The organism is Kitasatospora sp. NPDC001119 (assembly GCF_053598475.1).
In genome coordinates, this window is record NZ_JBSFKI010000053.1 from 1 (window position 1) to 17,785 (window position 17,785).

Genomic DNA, 17,785 nt, shown 5'->3' on the forward strand with positions numbered 1-17,785 from the left:
CGGTCCGACAACCGCTCACCCGCAGGCGACTTGACCTGCCCCACCCTCGCCACACCACACCCAACGAGCCAAAGCCATCAAAGTCACTGGCATTGGCCCTAGGCCCGCATCAGCCGGTTCACCGCCTCGACCACCTCGGGGGACGCCTTCGCGAGCGCGCCGGAGTCGTACGGCGGCTGGGGGTCGTACTCGATCAGCAGCTGGATCGCCTGGGCGACGGTGTCCCCGGCGATCCGGCCGGCCAGCGTCAGCGCGAGGTCGATCCCGGCCGAGACCCCGGCGGCGATGGCGTACTTGCCGTCGATGACGACCCGCTCCGTCCCGGTCGGCTCCGCCCCGTACCCGGGCAGCCGGTCCAGGACCCCCCAGTGGGAGGTGGCCCGGCGGCCCTCCAGCAGCCCGGCGGCGCCCAGGATCAGCGAGCCGGAGCAGACCGAGGTGGTCCAGGTGGTGGTCGCGTCGATCCGGCGCACCCAGTCGAGCACGGCCCGGTCCTTCAGCTGGGCCTCCGTCCCGGGCCCGCCGGGCACCAGCAGCAGGTCGGCCGAGTCCACCTCGTCCAGGGCGGCGTCCGCGGTGAGCGCCAGGCTGTGCACGTCGTTGCGGACCGGCCCCCGTTCGGCGGCGGCGAACACCACCTCGGCGCCGGGGAGCCGGGACAGCACCTCGTACGGGCCGACCGCGTCCAGGGTGGTGAACTCGGGGTAGAGCAGGATGGCGATGCGCATCAGTGACCTCCAGTGGGTTCGGGTCGGAAGCGGCGTCGGTACTCGGCGGGCGGGGCGGCCAGGGCCCGGACGAAGGCGCGCCGCATCGCCTCCGGGGTGCCGTAGCCGCAGGAGCGCGCGATCTCCTCGATGCCGTGGTCGGTGTCCTCCAGCAGCCGCCGGGCGGCCTCCAGCCGGACCCCGTCCACGTACCGGCCCGGGGTCACCCCCACCTCGGCGGCGAAGGCCCGGGCGAAGTGCCGCGGCGACAGCGCCGACCGGTCGGCCAGCGCCTCGACCGAGAGGTCGGCCTCCGGGTGCTCGGCGATCCACCGCTGCACCTCGCGCAGCGGCTGCCGGGCCGCCACCTGGGCGGCCAGCTGGGTGCTGAACTGGGCCTGGTTGCCCGGCCGGCGCAGGAAGACCACCAGGTGGCGGGCGACCAGCAGGGCCGTCTCGCGCCCGAGGTCCTCCTCGACCAGGGCCAGCGCCAGGTCGATCCCGGCGGTGACCCCGGCCGAGGTGGCGATCCGGCCGTCCCGGACGTGGATCGGGTCCGGGTCCACCTCGACGTCCGGGAACCGCCGGGCCAGCTCCTCGCCGTAGGCCCAGTGGGTGGTCGCCCGGCGCCCGGCCAGCAGCCCGGCCTCGGCGAGCAGGAAGGCCCCGGTGCACACCGACACCACCCGCTCGGCCGCTCCGGCCAGCTCCCGGATCCGCTCCACCAGGGCCGGGTCCGGGCGCCCGGTGTCCATCCCGCCGGGAACCAGCAGGGTGTCCACCGGCCCGACCCCGGCCAGGTCCGCGTCCGGCAGCAGCCGCAGTCCGCTGTGGCTGCGCACCGGCCCGCCGCCGGGGGAGGCGGTGGTGACCCGGTAGGCCGCGGGCTGCCCGGCGGCCCGGCCCGCCCCCGCGAACACCTCCAGGGGGCCGGTCACATCGAGGCTCTGCACGCCCTCGAAGAGGACGATGACCACGCTGTGCGCTCTCATACGGCCAGCCTCCCAACGGGGAGCGGTGGCAGCAATGACCTGCTTCCCACCTTTCCTGCCATCCGGCGCGTGCGGGAGCGAGGGCGGGGGCGCGTGCGGCGGCGCGGGAGCGGAGGGGCGCGCGGGCGGACGGCGGGACCCGTACGGGCGTACGGCGGAAACCGCGCGGGCGTACGCCGAAACGCCGGAAGGCCCCCCGCTCTCGCGAAGGGCCTTCCGGCTGTCTGTGCGCCGCCAGGGACTCGAACCCCGGACCCGCTGATTAAGAGTCAGCTGCTCTAACCAACTGAGCTAGCGGCGCCTGCTGACGTGGAGAACATTACCTGGTCAGCGACTGAAACTCACAATCGGCCCGGGGCGGGGAGCCCGGCGCGCTCACATGGTCAGCACCACCTTGCCCCGGACGTGCCCGGAGCCGACCAGCCGGTGGGCCTGGGCGACCCGCTCGATCGGGAACGACTCCTCGACCTCCAGCCGCAGTGCGCCGGCCTCCCAGAGCTTCACCAGCTCGGCCAGCCGCCCGGCCGTCCGCTCGCCCCGCAGCTGCCGGACGCCCAGCCGCTCGGCGCCCAGGTAGTCGACCACGGTGCCGATCCGGTCCCGGTCGGCGACCAGTTCGACGGAGGCCTCCAGGGCGCCCCGCCCGGCGGCGTCGAAGGCCGCGGTCACCCCCTGCGGCGCCGCCGCCCGGACCCGCTCCACCAGCCCCTCGCCGTACGTGACCGGTACCGCGCCCAGCTCCCGCAGGTACGCGTGGTTGCGCTCGCTCGCGGTGCCGACCACGGTGGCGCCCCAGGCCCGGGCCAGCTGGACGGCGACCGTGCCGACCCCGCCCGCGGCGCCGTGGACCAGCACGGTGTCGCCCGGGCCGACGCCCAGCTCGGTGAGCGCCAGGTGCGCGGTCTGGCCGGAGGCGGAGAGCGAGCCGGCCTGCTCCCAGGGCATCCCGGCGGGCTTGGCGACCAGCCGGCCGGCGTCGACCACGACCCGGTCGGCCTGGCAGCCCAGCACCCGGAAGCCCAGCACCTCGTCCCCGACCCGCCAGTCGCCGGCGTCCGGTCCGAGGGCGTCCACCACCCCGGCGAACTCGTTGCCGAGGACGAACGGCGGCTCGACCGCCAGGCCCGGCGGACGGAACCCCTCCCGGATCGCGAGGTCCACCGGCTGCACCCCGGCCGTGTACACCCGTACCCGTACCTCGCCCGGCCCGGGCTCCGGGTCGGGCACCTCGGCGACCCGTAGGACCTCAGGACCGCCGCTCCCCGTCACGGTGACCGCTTTCATGCCTTTTCCCGCCCCTTCTCGATCCTTCTCGAACCTTCGTGAGCCTTCTTGATCCATCCGTTGTCGACGATCCTCGGGCCTGAAGTGCGCTTGAGGTCAAGCTTTTGTTCAGCGTGTCGACACTGATGGGCGCATTGTCAGATTTATCCTGGACGGCGCTCAGCCGTCCGTCGTCGAGAGGAACCTCCCCGTGGGCCAGCTGCCCCTGTTCTTCCTGGTGCTGCTCGCCTCCGTGGTGACCATGCCGCTCGGTCGGAAGACCGGAGTGCCACAACCGGTGCTGATGACCCTGCTCGGCATCGTCATGGCGCTCGTCCCGCAGATCCCGGACGTCAGCATCGAACCCGAGCTGATCCTCCCGCTGGTCCTGCCGCCGCTGATCTTCGCGGTGGCCCGGCGCTCCTCGGTGCGCTACTTCAAGGCCAACGCCCGCTCGATCCTGCTGCTGGCGATCGGCCTGGTGGTGGTCACCACGGTCGCCGTGGCCGGTGCCGTGCACTGGCTGCTGCCCGCCCTGCCGCTGGCCGCCGCCATCGCGGTCGGCGCGCTGGTCTCCCCGCCCGACCCGGTCGCCGCCGTCGCGGTGGCCGGCAGCGTCGGGCTGCCCCGCCGCCTGGTGGCGATCCTGGAGAGCGAGGGGCTGTTCAACGACGTCACCGCGATCGTCATCTACTCGCTGTCCATCGAGGCCATGGTCAGCGGCGACTTCTCGGGCGGCGACGCGGTGCTGCGCTTCGTGCTGTCCGCGGTGCTGGCCGTGGTGGTCGGCGTCGCGCTCGGCTGGGTCAACACCAAGCTCGCCGAGCGCCTGGACGACCCGACCCAGCAGGTCGCGCTCAACCTGCTGGTGCCCTTCGCCGCCTACACCCTGGCCGAGGAGATCCACGGCTCCGGCGTGCTCGCCGTCGTGGTCTGCGCGCTCTACCTCGCCGAGCGGGCCTCCGACGCGGACGCCGTCGCCTACCGGCTGGTCGGCAACGCCTTCTGGGAGGTGGTCGAGATCCTGATCACCGGCGTCGCCTTCGGACTGATCGGCCTGGAGCTGGCCACCGTGCTCAAGGAGGCCGGCCGCGGCTGGACCGGCTTCATCGGCGACGCCGCCGTGGTCATCGCGGTGGTCGTGGCGGTCCGGCTGCTCTGGCTGCTGCCGGCCGGCTGGCTGTCGAAGCGGCTGCGTTCCGGCGACGAGGAGGACACGCCGTTCAGCTGGAAGGAGAGCGTGATCCTCTGGTGGTCCGGCATGCGCGGCGTGGCCACCGTCGCCCTGGCGCTCGCCATCCCGCTCACCCTGCACTCCGGCGAGGACTTCCCCGAGCGCGGCCGGCTGGTCTTCATCGCCTTCAGCGTGGTGCTCTTCACCCTGTTGGTGCAGGGCCTCACCCTGCCCTGGCTGGCCAAGCGGTTCGAGCTGGACATCGACCAGGACAAGCACGAGCAGGCGGTGCGCCAGCTCTGGTGGCGGGCCGCCAAGGCCGGGCTCAACCGGCTCGGCGAACTGGAGGAGCAGGACCGGCTGCCCGCCGAGGTCGCCGACCGCCTGCGGGACCGTCAGCACGACCGGCTGGCCCGGCTCTGCCCGGAGAACTACGCCGAGGAGGAGGCCGCCGAGGCCAAGCTGCGGATGGCCCAGTGGCGGGCCGCCCGGGACGTCGAGCAGGAGATGATCGCCGCCTCCCGCCGCGAGATGCTCGCCGCCCGCAGCGAGCCCGGCGCCGATCCGGAGCTGGTCGACGAGGTGCTGCGCGGACTCGACCTGCGCTCCGAACGGAAGTGACGGGGCGGCAGCGGTGGCCGGGCGGAATGCGCACGACCGGCCCCGGGGTTGCATAGGCTGAACCCGGGCAGGCCGTCAACGGAGTCGGCGCACCACCAGTACCCGCACGACCTCGGCGAACCCTCACGCCTGGCCCTGCCGGTTTCTGCACCCAGATGAATCGAGGACCCACCGATGTCGGAGACCCGTGCCGACGCCCGCACCCCGCTGGACCGCACCCCGCAGTGGGCCGCCCTGGCCAAGCACCGGACCGAACTGGGCGGCACCCACCTGCGCGAGCTGTTCGCCGCCGACCCGGAGCGCGGCCGCCGCTACACCCTCCAGGTCGGCGACCTGCACGTGGACTACGCCAAGCACCTGGTCACCGACGAGACGCTGGAGCTGCTGCGCGAGCTGGCCGCCGCCACCGGTGTCGCCGAGCTGCGGGACGCGATGTTCCGCGGCGAGAAGATCAACAACACCGAGCAGCGGGCGGTCCTGCACACGGCGCTGCGCGCCCCGCGCGGCGCCGTGGTCGAGGTCGACGGCGAGAACGTGGTGCCCGCGGTGCACGCCGTCCTCGACAGGATGGCCGCCTTCGCCGACCGGGTCCGCAGCGGCGAGTGGAAGGGCCACACCGGCAAGCCGATCCGCACCGTCGTCAACATCGGCATCGGCGGCTCCGACCTCGGCCCGGCGATGGCCTACGAGGTGCTCCGCTCGTACGCCAAGCGCGACCTCGACGTCCGCTTCGTCTCCAACGTGGACGGCGCCGACCTGCACGAGGCGGTCCGCGACCTCGACCCGGCCGAGACGCTGTTCATCGTCGCCTCGAAGACCTTCACCACCATCGAGACCATCACCAACGCGGTCTCCGCCCGGGACTGGCTGCTCGGCGGCCTGGGCGCCGGCACCGAGGCGGTGGCCAAGCACTTCGTCGCGCTGTCCACCAACGCCCGGGGCGTGCAGGACTTCGGCATCGACACGGCCAACATGTTCGAGTTCTGGGACTGGGTGGGCGGCCGCTACTCCTACGACTCGGCGATCGGCCTCTCGCTGATGACCGCCATCGGCCCGGACGCCTTCCGCGAGATGCTGGACGGCTTCCACCTGGTCGACGAGCACTTCCGCACCGCCCCGCCGGAGCAGAACGTCCCGCTGCTGCTCGGCCTGCTCGGCGTCTGGTACGGCGCGTTCTTCGACGCCCAGGCGCACGCGGTGCTGCCCTACTCGCACTACCTGTCCAAGTTCACCGCCTACCTCCAGCAGCTGGACATGGAGTCCAACGGCAAGTCGGTGACCCGCGACGGCACCCCGGTGGACTGGCAGACCGGCCCGGTGGTCTGGGGCACCCCCGGCACCAACGGCCAGCACGCCTACTACCAGCTGCTGCACCAGGGCACCAAGGTCATCCCGGCCGACTTCATCGGCTTCGCCAAGCCGGTCGCCGACCTGCCCGCAGGCCTGGTCGCCCAGCACGACCTGCTGCTGGCCAACTTCTTCGCCCAGACCCAGGCGCTGGCCTTCGGCAAGACCCCGGAGGAGGTCGCGGCCGAGGGCGTGCCCGCCGAGCTCGTCCCGCACAAGACCTTCCAGGGCAACCACCCGACCACCACCCTCCTGGCCGGCGAGCTCACCCCCTCGGTGCTCGGCCAGCTGGTCGCCCTCTACGAGCACAAGGTGTTCGTCCAGGGCGCGATCTGGAACATCGACTCCTTCGACCAGTGGGGCGTCGAGCTGGGCAAGGTGCTCGCCAAGCGGATCGAGCCGGTGCTGCTCACCGGCGAGGGCACCGAGCAGCTGGACAGCTCCACCGCCGAGCTGGTCGCCCGCTACCGCGCGCTGCGCGGCCGCTGAGCCCGTCGTCCCGGGCCGTCCGCTCCGGCGGGCGGCCCGGGACGCTCCTCCGGCCGTGGAAACCCGGAACGCCGGAACGCCGAAACGCCGGAAGGCCCTTCGCTCTCGCGAAGGGCCTTCCGGCTGTCTGTGCGCCGCCAGGGACTCGAACCCCGGACCCGCTGATTAAGAGTCAGCTGCTCTAACCAACTGAGCTAGCGGCGCCTGCTGACAGAGAAGACTCTAGCAGCGCCGTGCGGCCGAGCCAAAATCGAATAACGGCCGCCCCGCGTTCACCCCCCGGTCACGACGGCCGCCCCGGCGGGAACCGGCGCACCCGGCTCGCGCGCCGCCCGGACGCAGGCCCACAGCACCACCGCGGCGCCGGGCAGCCGGGGGTCGCGCCGCTCCGGCGCGACGATCCACCGGCCGGCGCCCTGCCCGGGGGAGTCCGGGCTGTTCACCATCCGCTGCAGGGGCGGCACGGTCACCGCGTCGCCCTTGCCGTGGCACAGCAGTGGCGGAACGTCCCGGGCCCACTCCTCCCAGGCCAGCAGCCGGCGCAGCCGGGGCGCCGCGCCCGGCTGGACGAACAGCAGCAGCCGCCCCCGGTGGACGGCCACCGGCCCGCAGCCAGGCCCGGACGCCCACAGCTCGTCCAGCACCCGGCGGCCGAACAGCGCCGGCATGCTGATCACGTCGAAGGCGCGCCCGCAGGGCAGTACCGAGGGCGCCCAGGGGCGGCTCTCCCACAGGGCCCGCATGCTGCGCGGGTACTCGCTGGCGGAAGCGAGCCAGGCCTCCCCGGCCGCGCCGACGCACTCCACCGACGGGTGCATCACCGACGGGTACGACACCGACTGCTGCGTCACCGATTGCTGCGTCCAGATCTCCACGGAGAGCAGCCTGTGCGGCGCACGCCCCCGGTGCGACGGAAAGCGCGGTTCGCCGGACAGCGCGGCGGGGGACGGCGTACCCTTCCCCGCCGCGCATATGCCAGGGGCCCGTGTCGGCCGCGGGCGCTCAGTCCTCGTGCCGGCGCGGCTGGAGCAGGGTGCGGCCGTACTCGATCATCTTCGCGGCGTAGTCCGGGGTCCAGTCCGCCCGCCGGGCGACCTCGGCGTCGGACAGCGCGTCGAACCGGCGCGGGTCGGCGAGCTGCGCGGCGGCGACCGCCTGGAAGTCCGTGGCCCGCTCGGCGGCGGCCCGGAAGGCCAGGGCCAGCTCCGTGGAGCGGCGCAGCAGCTCCGCCGGGTCCTCGATCGACTCCAGGTCGAAGAATCGTTCCGGCTCGGGTTCGGCGGACTGCGGCTCGAACAGCAGCTGCACCGGACGCAGGCGCCTGGTGGGCTCGGACGACTCTGGGGAGTCGGGCATGGACGGACACCTCCGGGTTTCGGGTGGGGGTGGGGGAAATCTGCTCCGGGCTGCGCCGCCCGGTCGTGGCCGCCGTCCATTGTCTCGCGGCGGGGGCCCGTAGCGGAACGGTGCGCACGCGAGCGCTATTCCCCGGCGCACGCCGGGCGCGCGACTCGTGCGCCGCGCTTCCGGATCGCATGCGAACCGGTTGTCCGGGTGCGCCCGGTGCACCCGGTGCGCCCGGGCTGCCCGACGAAGCCGAGGCAGCCGACGAAGCCGATGAAGCCGACGAACCGGAGAGAACCCCCATGCGCGTGAGAAGAGGCCTGACGGCCCTCGCCCTGTCCGTCCTGTCCCTGCTGGGCGCCCTGCTCGCGGTCGCCGCCTCCGTCGCCCCGCCCGCCGCGGCCGCCGAGACGGCGCTGGTGGTCACCGGGGAGCCGAGCGCCCCCGGCGGCGCCTCGACGGCGACCTGCCCGGCCGGCACCCACCTGACCGGCGGCGGGTACCGGCTCCAGCCGGACGCGGACGGTCCGGTGCGCGCCGACGGCCCCACCGCCGACGCGCGCGGCTGGAGCGCGCAGGCGGAGCGGGGGTCGGTGGTGGCCTACGCCGTCTGCGAGACCGAGGACTGACCCCGGCGGCCGGGCGGACGGGCCTCAGCGCAGGTGGACCCGGTGGCGGCCCAGGTGCTCCAGCACCTGGTGGTTGGCCTCCCAGCCGTCCGGGAAGGCCACCGGGACGCCCAGCTGCACCGGCTCGGTCGCGGGGTGCTCGTCCAGCAGTTCGGCGATCCCGGCCCGGGCCACCACGATGCAGGCGTGCCGGTGCCGGGAGGCGAGCACGCAGAGCCGGCCGGTCTCCAGGTGGAAGGCGGTCGCGTCGGGGCGCCCGGAGAGCGGGTGCAGCACCACGGTGACGTCGTACTCGCGGCCCTGCAGGCGGTTGGCGGTGTCCACCGTGACGGCCGGACCGGCCGCGCCGTCCACCGGCACGCCCGCCTTGAGCAGGGCCGCGCGCACGGCCGCCGCCTGGTCCCGGTGGGCGGTGCCGACGGCGACCCGGTCCGCGGTGAGCGGGGCCTCGCCCTGCTCGGAGTGGGCCGTCAGCCCCCGCTCCAGCAGCCGGCGGACGGTGGCCGCGACGGCCGCCACGGCCTGCGGGTCGGTCCGTACGGTGTGCCGGGCGGGCAGTTCCAGCAGGGCCCAGCCGTGCTCGGCGGCCCGGTCGATCACCGCGTCCAGCGCCGAGCCGTCCGGGCGGACGGCGGCCGTCAGCCGGCGGTCGTCCGGGCCGGTGCCGGAGCGGAACGGCGTGTACGGGTAGAAGGCCCGCGAGATCAGCGGCGCGGCGCTGGCGGGCAGCCGCCAGGAGACCGGCAGCCGGTGCGGCTCGATCTCCGGGTTGTGCGCCAGCATGGTGACCACCGCGCTGCCGGACGGGTCGTACGACAGCCCGGCCCACTGCTCGGTGCCGACCACGGTGAACGGGTCCAGCTGGCCCGGGTCGCCGACGAACAGCGCCCGCTCGAACAGCCGGGCCACCGCGAGCAGGGCGTCCGAGCGCATCTGGTACGCCTCGTCGACGATCGCGTGCCGCCAGGGCGCCTCCGTCCGCACCCACTGCCACTTGGCCGAGGTGGAGATCACCACGTCGTGCTCGACCAGGTCGGCGACCTTGTCGGAGGGCGTGACGTTGGCGTGCTTCAGCACCTCCGGACCGGGCCGGGAGTCCGCGGCGTGCAGCCGGCCGATCGTCAACTCCGGTGCCTTCTCGGCCAGTCGGCCCACCAGGTCGTCCACCTGGCCGTTGGTCTGGGCGACGATCATCAGCCGCTCGCCGGCCCCGACCAGCTCGCGGGCGGCCCGCACCACGAGCGTCGACTTCCCGGCACCGGGCGGGGAGTCCACCACCACGCCGCGCGGGGCGCCGGCCGGCGGACGGACGGTGGCCGCCAGGATCCGGGCCACCGCGGCGTCGGCGGCCGCGCCCGGGGCCTGCTCGGGGATCGAGGTGGTCATCACTCCCACTCCTCGGAGACGGACGGGGCGGGTACGGGCGCGGCGCCGGGCGGGCCGCCGTGGGTCCAGGGGGTGTCGTCCGGCTCGGGCAGCGGCGCGGACTGGCGCACCGTCAGCTCGAACAGGGTGAAGGTGACCGGCTCGCCGGGCTCGGGCAGGCTGCCCGGCTCCGGCTCCTTCCTGCGGCCCATGCCGGAGAGCACCCGCAGGGTGAGGGTGCCCTCGGCGGTGTCCACCGCGACGATCTCGGCCTTCTGCGGGCTCGGGCCGTGCACCCGGTGCACCTCCCGGCCGAGGTCCGCGTGCGGTCGGTCGGCGGTGCGCAGGGTGACCAGCGGGCGCGGCTTGGGGGAGCGGCCGGTGGTGTCCCAGTCCGGCACCACCTCCGTCACCACGCCGCTGAACGCCTCGCCGGACAGCCGGTGCTCGGCCATCGCCAGCGGGTCGTCCAGCGCCTCCTGGACGTCCAGGCGGGCCTGCTCGCGCTCGCGCTGGGCGAGCTTGCGGGCGGCGGTGACGGCGTCGTCCTGCCGGGGCTGCGGCGGCTCGCCGGCCGCCAGCCGGTCCCGGTGGCCGGTGTAGGACCAGCGGTCGCCCGTCCAGCGCTCCGCCAGGTGACCGGCCGGCGGCAGGGCGCGCAGCAGGTCCAGGCCCTGCCAGACGTCCCGCCAGGTGGGCAGCAGGACCGACGCCAGCGCCTCCTCCAGCGCCGTCACCGCCGCCCGCACGGCCGTCCGGGCGCGCGCGGCGGCGGCCTCGTCGCGCTGCTCGGCGCTGTGCTGCAGGGCGCCCACGGCGGAGTCGTAGCGGGCGATCGCCGGGGCCAGCACGAACTCGTCGAAGCGCGGGTCGGTGGCCGGACCGGCCGGCGGGTGCAGCAGCTGACCCCGGTCGTCCCGGGCGGACTCGGCCAGCTCGGCCGCCCGCGCGCCGGTCAGGCCGTCCGGCGGGCGGTGCCAGGCGAGCCGGGCCGCCAGGTGCTGGTCCTCCAGGTGGCTCTGGCCGGTCGCCCAGTGCCGGGCCAGCAGGCCGGTCATCGGCAGCAGCAGCGAGGAGCCGGGCACCTGGGCGCGGTCGGTGAGGTGGGTCAGCCAGCGGCCGAGCAGCGGCACCCGGACCGGCGCCGGGTACGGGCCCGGCTCCTCGTCCTCGGCGGTGCGGCGGAAGCGGGTCGAGCGGCCGATCAGGGCGAGGTGGTGCACGCCCGCGCCGTTCGGCACCACCAGCTGCGGGGCGTCCGCGCACAGCTCGCGGAACACCTGGGTCTTCTCGCCGGTCTCCGGGTCCTTCTCGGAGCCCTCGATCTGCTCGACGTCCTCGGCGAAGGACTCCAGGTAGGGCAGCAGGTCGGCGGCCAGCTCGGCCAGGAAGTCGAACCGCAGGGTGCGGTTGAGCGGCTGCGGGACCAGGTGCAGCCGGGGCGCGTCCCGGTCGGTGCCGAGCATCACCGCGAGCGGCGCGCCGGACTCGCCGGCGGCCGTCAGCGGGACCAGCACCATCGGGCGGTCGGACAGGTGCCGGTGCCGGACGGTGGCCAGCGGCTCGGCCCGGCCGCTGCGGACGGCCTCCAGCCGGGCGAGGGTGGTGAGCAGGCTCATGCGCGAGCCCCTTGGGTTTCCGCCCCCATGGCGCCGGCGCCCAGGGCTTCGGCGCGCAGGGCGGCCGCGTAGGCCAGGCGCTCGGCGGCGTCGTCCGCGCCGTCCAGGTCCTCGCTCTTGGTGCCGGCGGCGGCCAGCGCCTCGGCGACCGTACGGATGCTGCCCAGCTCGCCGCGCACGCCCCGGCCGAGCTGCTCGACCCGGTCGTCGCAGCGGGCCCGGGCGCGGCAGTGGAAGCCGAGTTCGCAGGTGGAGAGGCAGTCCGGGCTGTACGCGGCGGGCACCGCCTCGACCGAGGCGGCCAGCTGTTCGGTGGTCCGGGCCGGCGCGCCGTCCTCGTCGGCGGCCAGGTCGAAGTCGGCGTCCGGCGGCAGCGCCGCCAGCAGCCGGCCGATGCCGGTCATCCGGCCCAGCTGGCGGCGGGTGGTGGCCAGTTCGCGGCGGACGTCCACGGCGACCGCGGTCGGCCGGTTGCCGAAGTCCTTCGGGCAGACCAGCAGCACGCTGGTGCGCGGGCTGCCCGGCAGCCGCTGCTCGGTGTACGGGTCCTCGGCGAGCGGCTGCCCGGCCGCCGCGGCGGCGAGCCGCTGGAGCGCCAGCACGTACACGGCGGCCTGCCGGGCGGCGGCGCCGACCTTGGCCGGGTCGGCGCCGCCGTCCAGCACCGGGAAGGACTTGATCTCGACCACGGTGCACCGCCCGCCGTGCACCACCAGCGCGTCCGGCTCCAGGTAGGCGGTGCTGCCGGCCACCCCCAGGCGCAGCATCGGGTGGTCCAGCAGCGTCCAGGCCTCCGGGTCGGCGGCGGCCAGGGCCAGCGCCTCGGCCGTCCGGTCGGCGCGCACGGCCGGGCCCGAGCGGTGCAGCAGGTCCGGCACCAGGAGCGGGGCGTGCCCGTCCGCCGGGAGGCCCAGGTGGTGGCGGAGCGGCTCCAGCAGCGGGGCGTAGCCGTCGGCCTTCAGCCGGGACTCGAAGATCACGCCGCGGGCGATGGCGAAGGGGGACTGGCCGAAGGGGGCGGGGCGGCCGAGCCGGGCCGCCAGCACCGACTTGTCCACCCCGGCCGCGTCGAGCACGGCGCGGCGGTGGCAGCCCGGGTTGGCGGCCAGCGCGGCGAGGGAGCGGGCGTTCAGACTGCGCTGCGGGGCCGGTCCGCGCAGCTCCGCGAGCCGCTGGGCGAGCGGCTCAGCGGGCCCGCGCGGCGGGACGTTCGTCGAGACGTTCATGGTGCGGCCCAGTGTCGCATCCGGGTCCGACAACGCGGTGCGGACCGGCCGTTGGAGAGGCGGTCCGCGGCCGGAACCGGACGTCCGCCCCCGCCGGTCCGCGGCCGGAACCGGACACCTGCCGCCCCCGGTCCCGCGGCCGCCGGGACGGGCCCCTCGATCGTGGTCGCCGCCCGGGTGGGGGATCATGGAGCCCGGTGCTCAATGGTGAGACCGACCGACCGTTGCCACCGCCCCGTCGCTAGGAGTCCCCATGCCCGCCCGCATCGTGCTGGTCCGCCACGGCGAGACCGAGTGGTCCGCCACCGGCCGCCACACCGGCCGCACCGACATCCCGCTGACCGAGGAGGGCCGGGCGATGGCCCGGGCCCTCGGCGCCCGCCTCGCCAAGGCCCCCTGGAACGGGCTGCCGGACGCGCTCGTCTACACCAGCCCGCTCGGCCGGGCCAAGGAGACCTGCGAGCTGGCCGGCTTCGGCGACCGCGCGGTGGAGCGTCCGGAGCTGATGGAGTGGGACTACGGCCGGTACGAGGGCCGCACCGGCGCGGACATCCGCTCCAGCGACCAGCCCGGCTGGCTGATCTGGCGCGACGGGGTGCCCGGCGGCGAGAAGCTCTCCGAGGTGGCCGCCCGGGTGGACGCCTTCCTGGCCGGCCTCAACGAGGAGCACGGCGTCCCCGCCCCGGACACCACCGTGATGCACTGCGCCGACCGGGACGTGATCCTGTTCGCCCACGGCCACCTGCTGCGCATCCTCACCGCCCGCTGGCTGGGCCTGCCGCCCGAGTACGCCCAGCGGTTCAAGCTCGGTACGGCCGCGCTGTGCGTGCTGTCCTGGGAGTACGGCGCCCCGGCGGTGGAGGTCTGGAACGACCTGTCCCACCTGGAGGGCCTGGCCGCCGGGCACTGAGCCGGCTGTGCCGGGCGGCTCCGGGGCCCGTCGAGGCCAAGCCGGGCGGCGGGGCTCAGGCGGCCGCCGCCCGGTCGTAGTCGGTCAGGAACCGGCGCACCTCGGGCACCGCGACGTGCGGGCGCAGCCGTCCGGCGGTGTCCGCGAGCATGCTCCGGATCCGGGCCGAGCGGACGGCGCCGAACAGCGCGACGGCGGCCGAGCCGTGGTGCGCCGCCCCCGCCAGGTCCCCGCGGCCGAGCCGGTCGTGGGCCAGCTCGGCGGTGTACAGCACCCGGTTGCGGACGAAGTGCGGCTTCTGGAGCGCTATCGCCAGCCCGGCCTGCTCGCTCGCGCGGTCCCAGTCGCCGAGCGCCGACCAGCACTGCGACTGGAGGCCGGCGATCTCGGCCTCGCCGAAGAAGGACATCCACTCCGGGTCCCGCCCGCCGGGGCCCCGGTCGAAGAGGGCGTACGCCCGGCCGAGCGCGCGCTCGCAGGAGACGCGGTCCTGGAGCAGCGCCCAGGCGCCGGCCTCGCGCATGGCCAGCAGGGCGAGCAGCCGCTCGGAGCCCAGGCCCCGGGCGGCGACCTGCCCGGCCTGGGCGGCGCGCAGCGCCTCGCGCGGGCGGCCGGCGTCCCTGGCCAGGAAGGCGCTGTTGCAGAAGACGTGCGCCTCCAGAGCGGAGTCCCCGGCCATCCGGGCGGTGGCGAGCGCCTCGGAGTAGAACGAGCGGGCGTCCGCGAGCCGGTTCGAGTCGTGGGCCAACCAGCCGACGGAGATGGCGAGTTCGCCCGCCCCGGTCTGCAGCCGGCGTTCCGTCTCCGGGCTGTACTCGCACTCGTTGAGCAGCACGTACGCGTTGCGCAGCGACCGCCCGGCGAGCTCGTACAGGGCGTCGGCGCCGTGCGCGTCGTCGGCCAGCCGGATCTCCCGGACGGCCTGTTCCACGCCGAGCACCTCGGCGGCGCCGACCCGGCGCAGCGGCCCCACCGGCCCGGGCCGGCCGGGCACCAGCGGTTCGCCGCCGAGCAGCGACGGCGCGGTGAACTCCGCACCGGGGAAGGCGCCTTGGCCGGCGAGCGCACCGGGGGCGCCGTCGGCGCCGGCCTGCCGGCCGGCCGCCGAGGCCGGTCGGTCGATGCCGATCACGGAGGCCAGCGCGGTGGTGCCGCCGGCCAGGAACGTACGGCGACGCACGTCGTCGTTCTCCTCGTCGAGATTGGGCGATCCATCGGGCCCCCTGGGCACCGTCCCGCGGCTCGGCCACGGGGGCCCGTCCGGTGCGGCTGGATCCGTGTACGGCGAGGCAGCGTACGGGAGTTGAGTGGAGAGAGGTGAGCGCGGGGCGGGCGGGGGCGGGAACGTCGGGTGGAGCGGAGGGGGTTCGTTCCACCCGACGGACCGGTCCGCCGGGCGGCGGCGGACGGAGGTCCGGGGGGCGAAGCCGAGGTCGGTGAGCGCGCGGTCCGGCCACATGTGCCGGAACACCCGCTCGTAGGCGTAGTTGGGGCAGCGGATCTCACCGGACTCGACCCGCCCGACGTACCGGGCGTCGCAGGACACGTGCTCGCCGATCTCGCGGGCGGCCCTGCGGACGGCCGTGGCGAACTCGCCGGGAGAGCGGTCGCCGCGCAGTGCGCGCATCACGGCGTTGGGGGACGGACGGTTCGGCTCGGCCGGTGGGGTGGCTGCCATGGCGCCGAGAGTACTCGGAGTCACCGAGCGGACACATTCGGTTGGTGGGACATATCGTGTCAACCCCGGGTAAAAAGGGCGATGTTGCGGGGTATCCGCCATGAAATGCCATGCCTTGCTGTAATGCGCCCCGTGGCCTGCGCCACGACCCCCGCGTTGTCCTGGTACGAGGAAGAAGCCCACGCCGTCGCCCGGCCCGTCCCAGCCGGGTGGCCCCTCCCAACGGCTGTGCTTCCGGACCCGACGAGGTACAGGAGAGCCCATGATGGCCACCGGACTGCCGCAGTACCGACCCGTCCCCGGGGGAGTGCTCGCCGGCGCGGCCCCCGCCCTGCTCCCCGAACCCGCCGACGACCGGCTCTCCGGCCGGGGACCGGTCGAAGGCGGCCGCCTCCCCCGCGGCGGCCACCGGCGCGAGCGCACCGTCCCCGAGGAGGGCGCCGTCGTCAGCGCCTGCGACACCGTGACCGTCGCCCTGCGGCACGGCCTGGAGGCCGTCGACATCCTGAGACTGCGCCGCGCCTGCGGAGTCGTCCTGCAGAGCCGCAACGGCAGCACCGTCTCCTTCCTCGTCCCAGCCGGCACCTGGGAGACCTGGCACCTGCCCGGCAGCTCCTGTACCGCGGGCGCCCTGCTGCCCGCCGCCACCGACCCGCGCTGGGTGATCCCGCCCTCCGGCACCGGCCGCACCGCCCGCCCCACCGACGCCTGGGTCCTCCGATCCGCCCTCTGCGAGGCCGCCTGCACACTCACCGCGGGCGGCCTCGGCCCGTTCTAGCGGGCGTGCCGCGCGGACCCCGCCGGGCCAGTCGACCTCCGGCCGGGCCCCCGTGGCACGCCCCTGACCAGCGGACGTCCCCCGGCGGCGGCGATAATGGCCGCCATGGGACGAAGCAGCAGAGCCGCACGCGGACCGGAACCCGAGGCCACCACCGGACCGGGCGGACGCACCCACGCCCAGGGCCCGCTCAGCCGCCCCGTCGGCTCCGGCCTCGCCGAGCTGCGCCCCGACCGCGACCGCCCCGCCGCCTGGTCGCTGCTGATCGACGGCGCCCCGCAGTCCCTCGTCGACCTCGCCGACCCCACCCGCCTCGGCTTCGAGTACCAGCGCCGGCTCGGCCACCTGATCGACCTGGTCGCCCCGCCCGGCCGCCCGCTCACCGTCCTGCACCTCGGCGGCGGCGCCCTCACCCTCGCCCGCTACACCGCCGCGACCCGGCCGCGCTCCCGCCAGCAGGTCGCCGAGATCGACACCGCGCTCACCGAACTCGTCCGCGCCGAACTCCCCCTGGAACGCGGCTGGCAGATCAAGGTGCGCGGCGCGGACGCCCGCGGCGTGCTGGAACGCACCCCCGAGGACAGCGTCGACCTGGTGATCACCGACGTCTTCTCCGGGGCCCGCACCCCGGCCCACTGCACCACCGTCGAGTTCACCACCCTCGCCGCCCGCGCCCTCGCCCCCGGCGGCTGGTACGCCGCCAACATCGCCGACGGCGGCGCCCTGCCCTTCGCCCGCTCCCAGGTCGCCACCCTCGCCGCGGTCTTCCCCGAGCTCTGCCTGATCGCCGACCCCGCCGTGCTGCGCGGCAAGCGCTTCGGCAACCTCGTCCTGGCCGCAGCCCACACCCCGCTGCCGATCGCCGAACTCACCCGCCGCGCCGCCTCCGACTCCGCCCACGCCCGGGTCGAACACGGCCGCGCCCTCACCGACTTCGCGGCCGGCGCCGTCCCGGCGACGGACGCCACGGCGGCCCCGTCCCCGGAACCGCCGCCGGGGGTGTTCCGCTGACGGGCCGCTCGTCGCGGTAGGGGGTTCGGCGGTCCTGCGGGTGCTTCTCCGCACCGCTTCTCCGCGCCCGCTCCGCCGGCCGTAAAACCGTTTGCAGGCGACCGAGTCGCGGCCGACAATGGCGCTGCCGTCCGGCCAGCGACCCGAGGGGGCGTCATGGAGATCAGACCGGCCCGGCCGGAGGAGGCCGCGCTGCTCACCGGCATCGCGCTGCGGTCCAAGGCGTACTGGGGCTACGACGAGGCGTTCATGGCCGACTGCCGGGCGGAGCTGACCGTGGACGCCGGTGTGATCGAGCGGTCGGCCACGGCGGTGGCCGAGGACGACGGGCGGGTCCTGGGCTTCGTCTCGCTCTCCGGGGCGCCGCCGACCGGGTCGCTGGACCTGCTCTTCATCGAGCCCGAGTCGATCGGCCGTGGCGTCGGCCGCGCGCTGTTCGAGCGGGCGAGGGGCCTGGCCGTGGCACTCGGCCTGTCTCGGCTCGTCATCGAATCCGACCCGAACGCCGAGCCGTTTTACCTCGCGATGGGCGCCATCCGGATCGGCGCCGTCCCGTCCGGTTCGATCCCGGGACGCGAACTCCCGCTGCTGGCCGTGGACCTGGCCACGCCTTAGGTGGGGGTGGAGCGCTG

At 75.2% G+C, this 17,785-nt stretch carries 16 protein-coding genes and 2 tRNA genes; 7 read left to right on the forward strand and 11 right to left on the reverse strand.

The features are described from left to right. Positions 1-98: 98 nt before the first annotated feature. The 4 genes from ACWDD9_RS39215 to ACWDD9_RS39230 form a co-directional block, all read right to left on the reverse strand. The gene (locus ACWDD9_RS39215) at positions 99-728 is read right to left on the reverse strand and encodes a DJ-1/PfpI family protein (protein ID WP_449814239.1); all 630 of its coding nucleotides are present in this window, start codon (positions 726-728) and stop codon (positions 99-101) included. Next, positions 728-1,699 (reverse strand): GlxA family transcriptional regulator, encoded by a 972-nt coding sequence (locus ACWDD9_RS39220; RefSeq protein ID WP_049651944.1) that lies wholly within the window; start codon positions 1,697-1,699, stop codon positions 728-730. Before ACWDD9_RS39220 ends, ACWDD9_RS39215 begins: the two co-directional genes overlap by 1 nt. Positions 1,700-1,926: 227 nt before the next feature. Continuing rightward, positions 1,927-2,000: transfer RNA gene (locus tag ACWDD9_RS39225), tRNA-Lys, on the reverse strand. A 74-nt stretch (positions 2,001-2,074) separates the two neighbouring features. Then, a complete protein-coding gene (locus ACWDD9_RS39230) occupies positions 2,075-2,983 on the reverse strand; it encodes an NADP-dependent oxidoreductase (RefSeq protein ID WP_449814240.1) in 909 nt (302 codons plus the stop codon). A 190-nt stretch (positions 2,984-3,173) separates the two neighbouring features. Between ACWDD9_RS39230 and ACWDD9_RS39235 the strand changes: the two genes are divergently transcribed. Both ACWDD9_RS39235 and pgi read left to right on the forward strand, forming a co-directional pair. Beyond that, positions 3,174-4,757, forward strand: a complete 1,584-nt coding sequence (locus ACWDD9_RS39235; protein ID WP_074005109.1) for a Na+/H+ antiporter — start codon at positions 3,174-3,176, stop codon at positions 4,755-4,757. Positions 4,758-4,931: 174 nt separating this feature from the next. After that, entirely contained in the window at positions 4,932-6,593 is a 1,662-nt protein-coding gene (pgi, locus tag ACWDD9_RS39240) for a glucose-6-phosphate isomerase (RefSeq protein WP_449814241.1), read from the forward strand. A gap of 130 nt (positions 6,594-6,723) precedes the next feature. On the opposite strand, the gene ACWDD9_RS39245 is transcribed toward pgi, so the two are convergent. The 3 genes from ACWDD9_RS39245 to ACWDD9_RS39255 all read right to left on the reverse strand — a co-directional run bounded on the left by ACWDD9_RS39245 (position 6,724) and on the right by ACWDD9_RS39255 (position 7,949). After that, a tRNA-Lys gene (locus ACWDD9_RS39245) sits at positions 6,724-6,797 on the reverse strand. Between the two features lie 68 nt (positions 6,798-6,865). After that, a complete protein-coding gene (locus ACWDD9_RS39250; RefSeq protein ID WP_049651953.1) occupies positions 6,866-7,411 on the reverse strand; it encodes a bifunctional DNA primase/polymerase in 546 nt (181 codons plus the stop codon). A gap of 184 nt (positions 7,412-7,595) precedes the next feature. After that, positions 7,596-7,949, reverse strand: a complete 354-nt coding sequence (locus ACWDD9_RS39255; protein WP_074005111.1) for a hypothetical protein — start codon at positions 7,947-7,949, stop codon at positions 7,596-7,598. Between the two features lie 290 nt (positions 7,950-8,239). On the opposite strand from ACWDD9_RS39255, the gene ACWDD9_RS39260 reads away from it, so the two are divergent. Beyond that, positions 8,240-8,566: a hypothetical protein gene (locus ACWDD9_RS39260; RefSeq protein WP_049651948.1), complete on the forward strand. Its 327-nt coding sequence runs from the start codon at positions 8,240-8,242 to the stop codon at positions 8,564-8,566. Positions 8,567-8,590: 24 nt separating this feature from the next. Here ACWDD9_RS39260 and ACWDD9_RS39265 read toward each other — a convergent pair whose 3' ends face one another. The 3 genes from ACWDD9_RS39265 to ACWDD9_RS39275 are packed head-to-tail and all read right to left on the reverse strand — an operon-like array spanning position 8,591 to position 12,776. Next, positions 8,591-9,952 (reverse strand): AAA family ATPase, encoded by a 1,362-nt coding sequence (locus ACWDD9_RS39265; protein WP_449814242.1) that lies wholly within the window; start codon positions 9,950-9,952, stop codon positions 8,591-8,593. Further along, positions 9,952-11,550, reverse strand: a complete 1,599-nt coding sequence (locus tag ACWDD9_RS39270; RefSeq protein ID WP_449814243.1) for a hypothetical protein — start codon at positions 11,548-11,550, stop codon at positions 9,952-9,954. Before ACWDD9_RS39270 ends, ACWDD9_RS39265 begins: the two co-directional genes overlap by 1 nt. Further along, a complete protein-coding gene (locus ACWDD9_RS39275; RefSeq protein ID WP_449814244.1) occupies positions 11,547-12,776 on the reverse strand; it encodes a hypothetical protein in 1,230 nt (409 codons plus the stop codon). The genes ACWDD9_RS39270 and ACWDD9_RS39275 overlap by 4 nt, the downstream gene beginning before the upstream one ends. A gap of 253 nt (positions 12,777-13,029) precedes the next feature. On the opposite strand from ACWDD9_RS39275, the gene ACWDD9_RS39280 reads away from it, so the two are divergent. Beyond that, complete coding sequence (locus tag ACWDD9_RS39280; protein WP_074005115.1) at positions 13,030-13,686, forward strand: histidine phosphatase family protein; 657 nt, start codon at positions 13,030-13,032, stop codon at positions 13,684-13,686. Between the two features lie 55 nt (positions 13,687-13,741). On the opposite strand, the gene ACWDD9_RS39285 is transcribed toward ACWDD9_RS39280, so the two are convergent. Continuing rightward, positions 13,742-15,364, reverse strand: coding sequence for a tetratricopeptide repeat protein (locus ACWDD9_RS39285; RefSeq protein ID WP_375877331.1), 1,623 nt, complete (start codon positions 15,362-15,364; stop codon positions 13,742-13,744). 262 nt (positions 15,365-15,626) lie between these two features. On the opposite strand from ACWDD9_RS39285, the gene ACWDD9_RS39290 reads away from it, so the two are divergent. The 3 genes from ACWDD9_RS39290 (at position 15,627) to ACWDD9_RS39300 (ending at position 17,768) form a co-directional block, all read left to right on the forward strand. Beyond that, a complete protein-coding gene (locus ACWDD9_RS39290) occupies positions 15,627-16,142 on the forward strand; it encodes a hypothetical protein (RefSeq protein WP_310593138.1) in 516 nt (171 codons plus the stop codon). 105 nt (positions 16,143-16,247) lie between these two features. Beyond that, the gene (locus ACWDD9_RS39295; protein WP_074005154.1) at positions 16,248-17,153 is read left to right on the forward strand and encodes a spermidine synthase; all 906 of its coding nucleotides are present in this window, start codon (positions 16,248-16,250) and stop codon (positions 17,151-17,153) included. 156 nt (positions 17,154-17,309) lie between these two features. Further along, the gene (locus ACWDD9_RS39300) at positions 17,310-17,768 is read left to right on the forward strand and encodes a GNAT family N-acetyltransferase (protein ID WP_117487866.1); all 459 of its coding nucleotides are present in this window, start codon (positions 17,310-17,312) and stop codon (positions 17,766-17,768) included. Positions 17,769-17,785 lie beyond the last annotated feature (17 nt).

Bases quoted from the DNA above. Each gene is read 5' to 3' on its own strand.
- ACWDD9_RS39215 (WP_449814239.1), bottom strand. From the start codon at position 728: ATGCGCATCGCCATCCTGCTCTACCCCGAGTTCACCACCCTGGACGCG.
- ACWDD9_RS39220 (WP_049651944.1), bottom strand. From the start codon at position 1,699: ATGAGAGCGCACAGCGTGGTCATCGTCCTCTTCGAGGGCGTGCAGAGC.
- ACWDD9_RS39230 (WP_449814240.1), bottom strand. From the start codon at position 2,983: ATGAAAGCGGTCACCGTGACGGGGAGCGGCGGTCCTGAGGTCCTACGG.
- pgi (WP_449814241.1), top strand. From the start codon at position 4,932: ATGTCGGAGACCCGTGCCGACGCCCGCACCCCGCTGGACCGCACCCCG.
- ACWDD9_RS39250 (WP_049651953.1), bottom strand. From the start codon at position 7,411: ATGCACCCGTCGGTGGAGTGCGTCGGCGCGGCCGGGGAGGCCTGGCTC.
- ACWDD9_RS39255 (WP_074005111.1), bottom strand. From the start codon at position 7,949: ATGCCCGACTCCCCAGAGTCGTCCGAGCCCACCAGGCGCCTGCGTCCG.
- ACWDD9_RS39260 (WP_049651948.1), top strand. From the start codon at position 8,240: ATGCGCGTGAGAAGAGGCCTGACGGCCCTCGCCCTGTCCGTCCTGTCC.
- ACWDD9_RS39265 (WP_449814242.1), bottom strand. From the start codon at position 9,952: ATGACCACCTCGATCCCCGAGCAGGCCCCGGGCGCGGCCGCCGACGCC.
- ACWDD9_RS39270 (WP_449814243.1), bottom strand. From the start codon at position 11,550: ATGAGCCTGCTCACCACCCTCGCCCGGCTGGAGGCCGTCCGCAGCGGC.
- ACWDD9_RS39275 (WP_449814244.1), bottom strand. From the start codon at position 12,776: ATGAACGTCTCGACGAACGTCCCGCCGCGCGGGCCCGCTGAGCCGCTC.
- ACWDD9_RS39280 (WP_074005115.1), top strand. From the start codon at position 13,030: ATGCCCGCCCGCATCGTGCTGGTCCGCCACGGCGAGACCGAGTGGTCC.
- ACWDD9_RS39285 (WP_375877331.1), bottom strand. From the start codon at position 15,364: ATGGCAGCCACCCCACCGGCCGAGCCGAACCGTCCGTCCCCCAACGCC.
- ACWDD9_RS39290 (WP_310593138.1), top strand. From the start codon at position 15,627: ATGATGGCCACCGGACTGCCGCAGTACCGACCCGTCCCCGGGGGAGTG.
- ACWDD9_RS39295 (WP_074005154.1), top strand. From the start codon at position 16,248: ATGGGACGAAGCAGCAGAGCCGCACGCGGACCGGAACCCGAGGCCACC.
- ACWDD9_RS39300 (WP_117487866.1), top strand. From the start codon at position 17,310: ATGGAGATCAGACCGGCCCGGCCGGAGGAGGCCGCGCTGCTCACCGGC.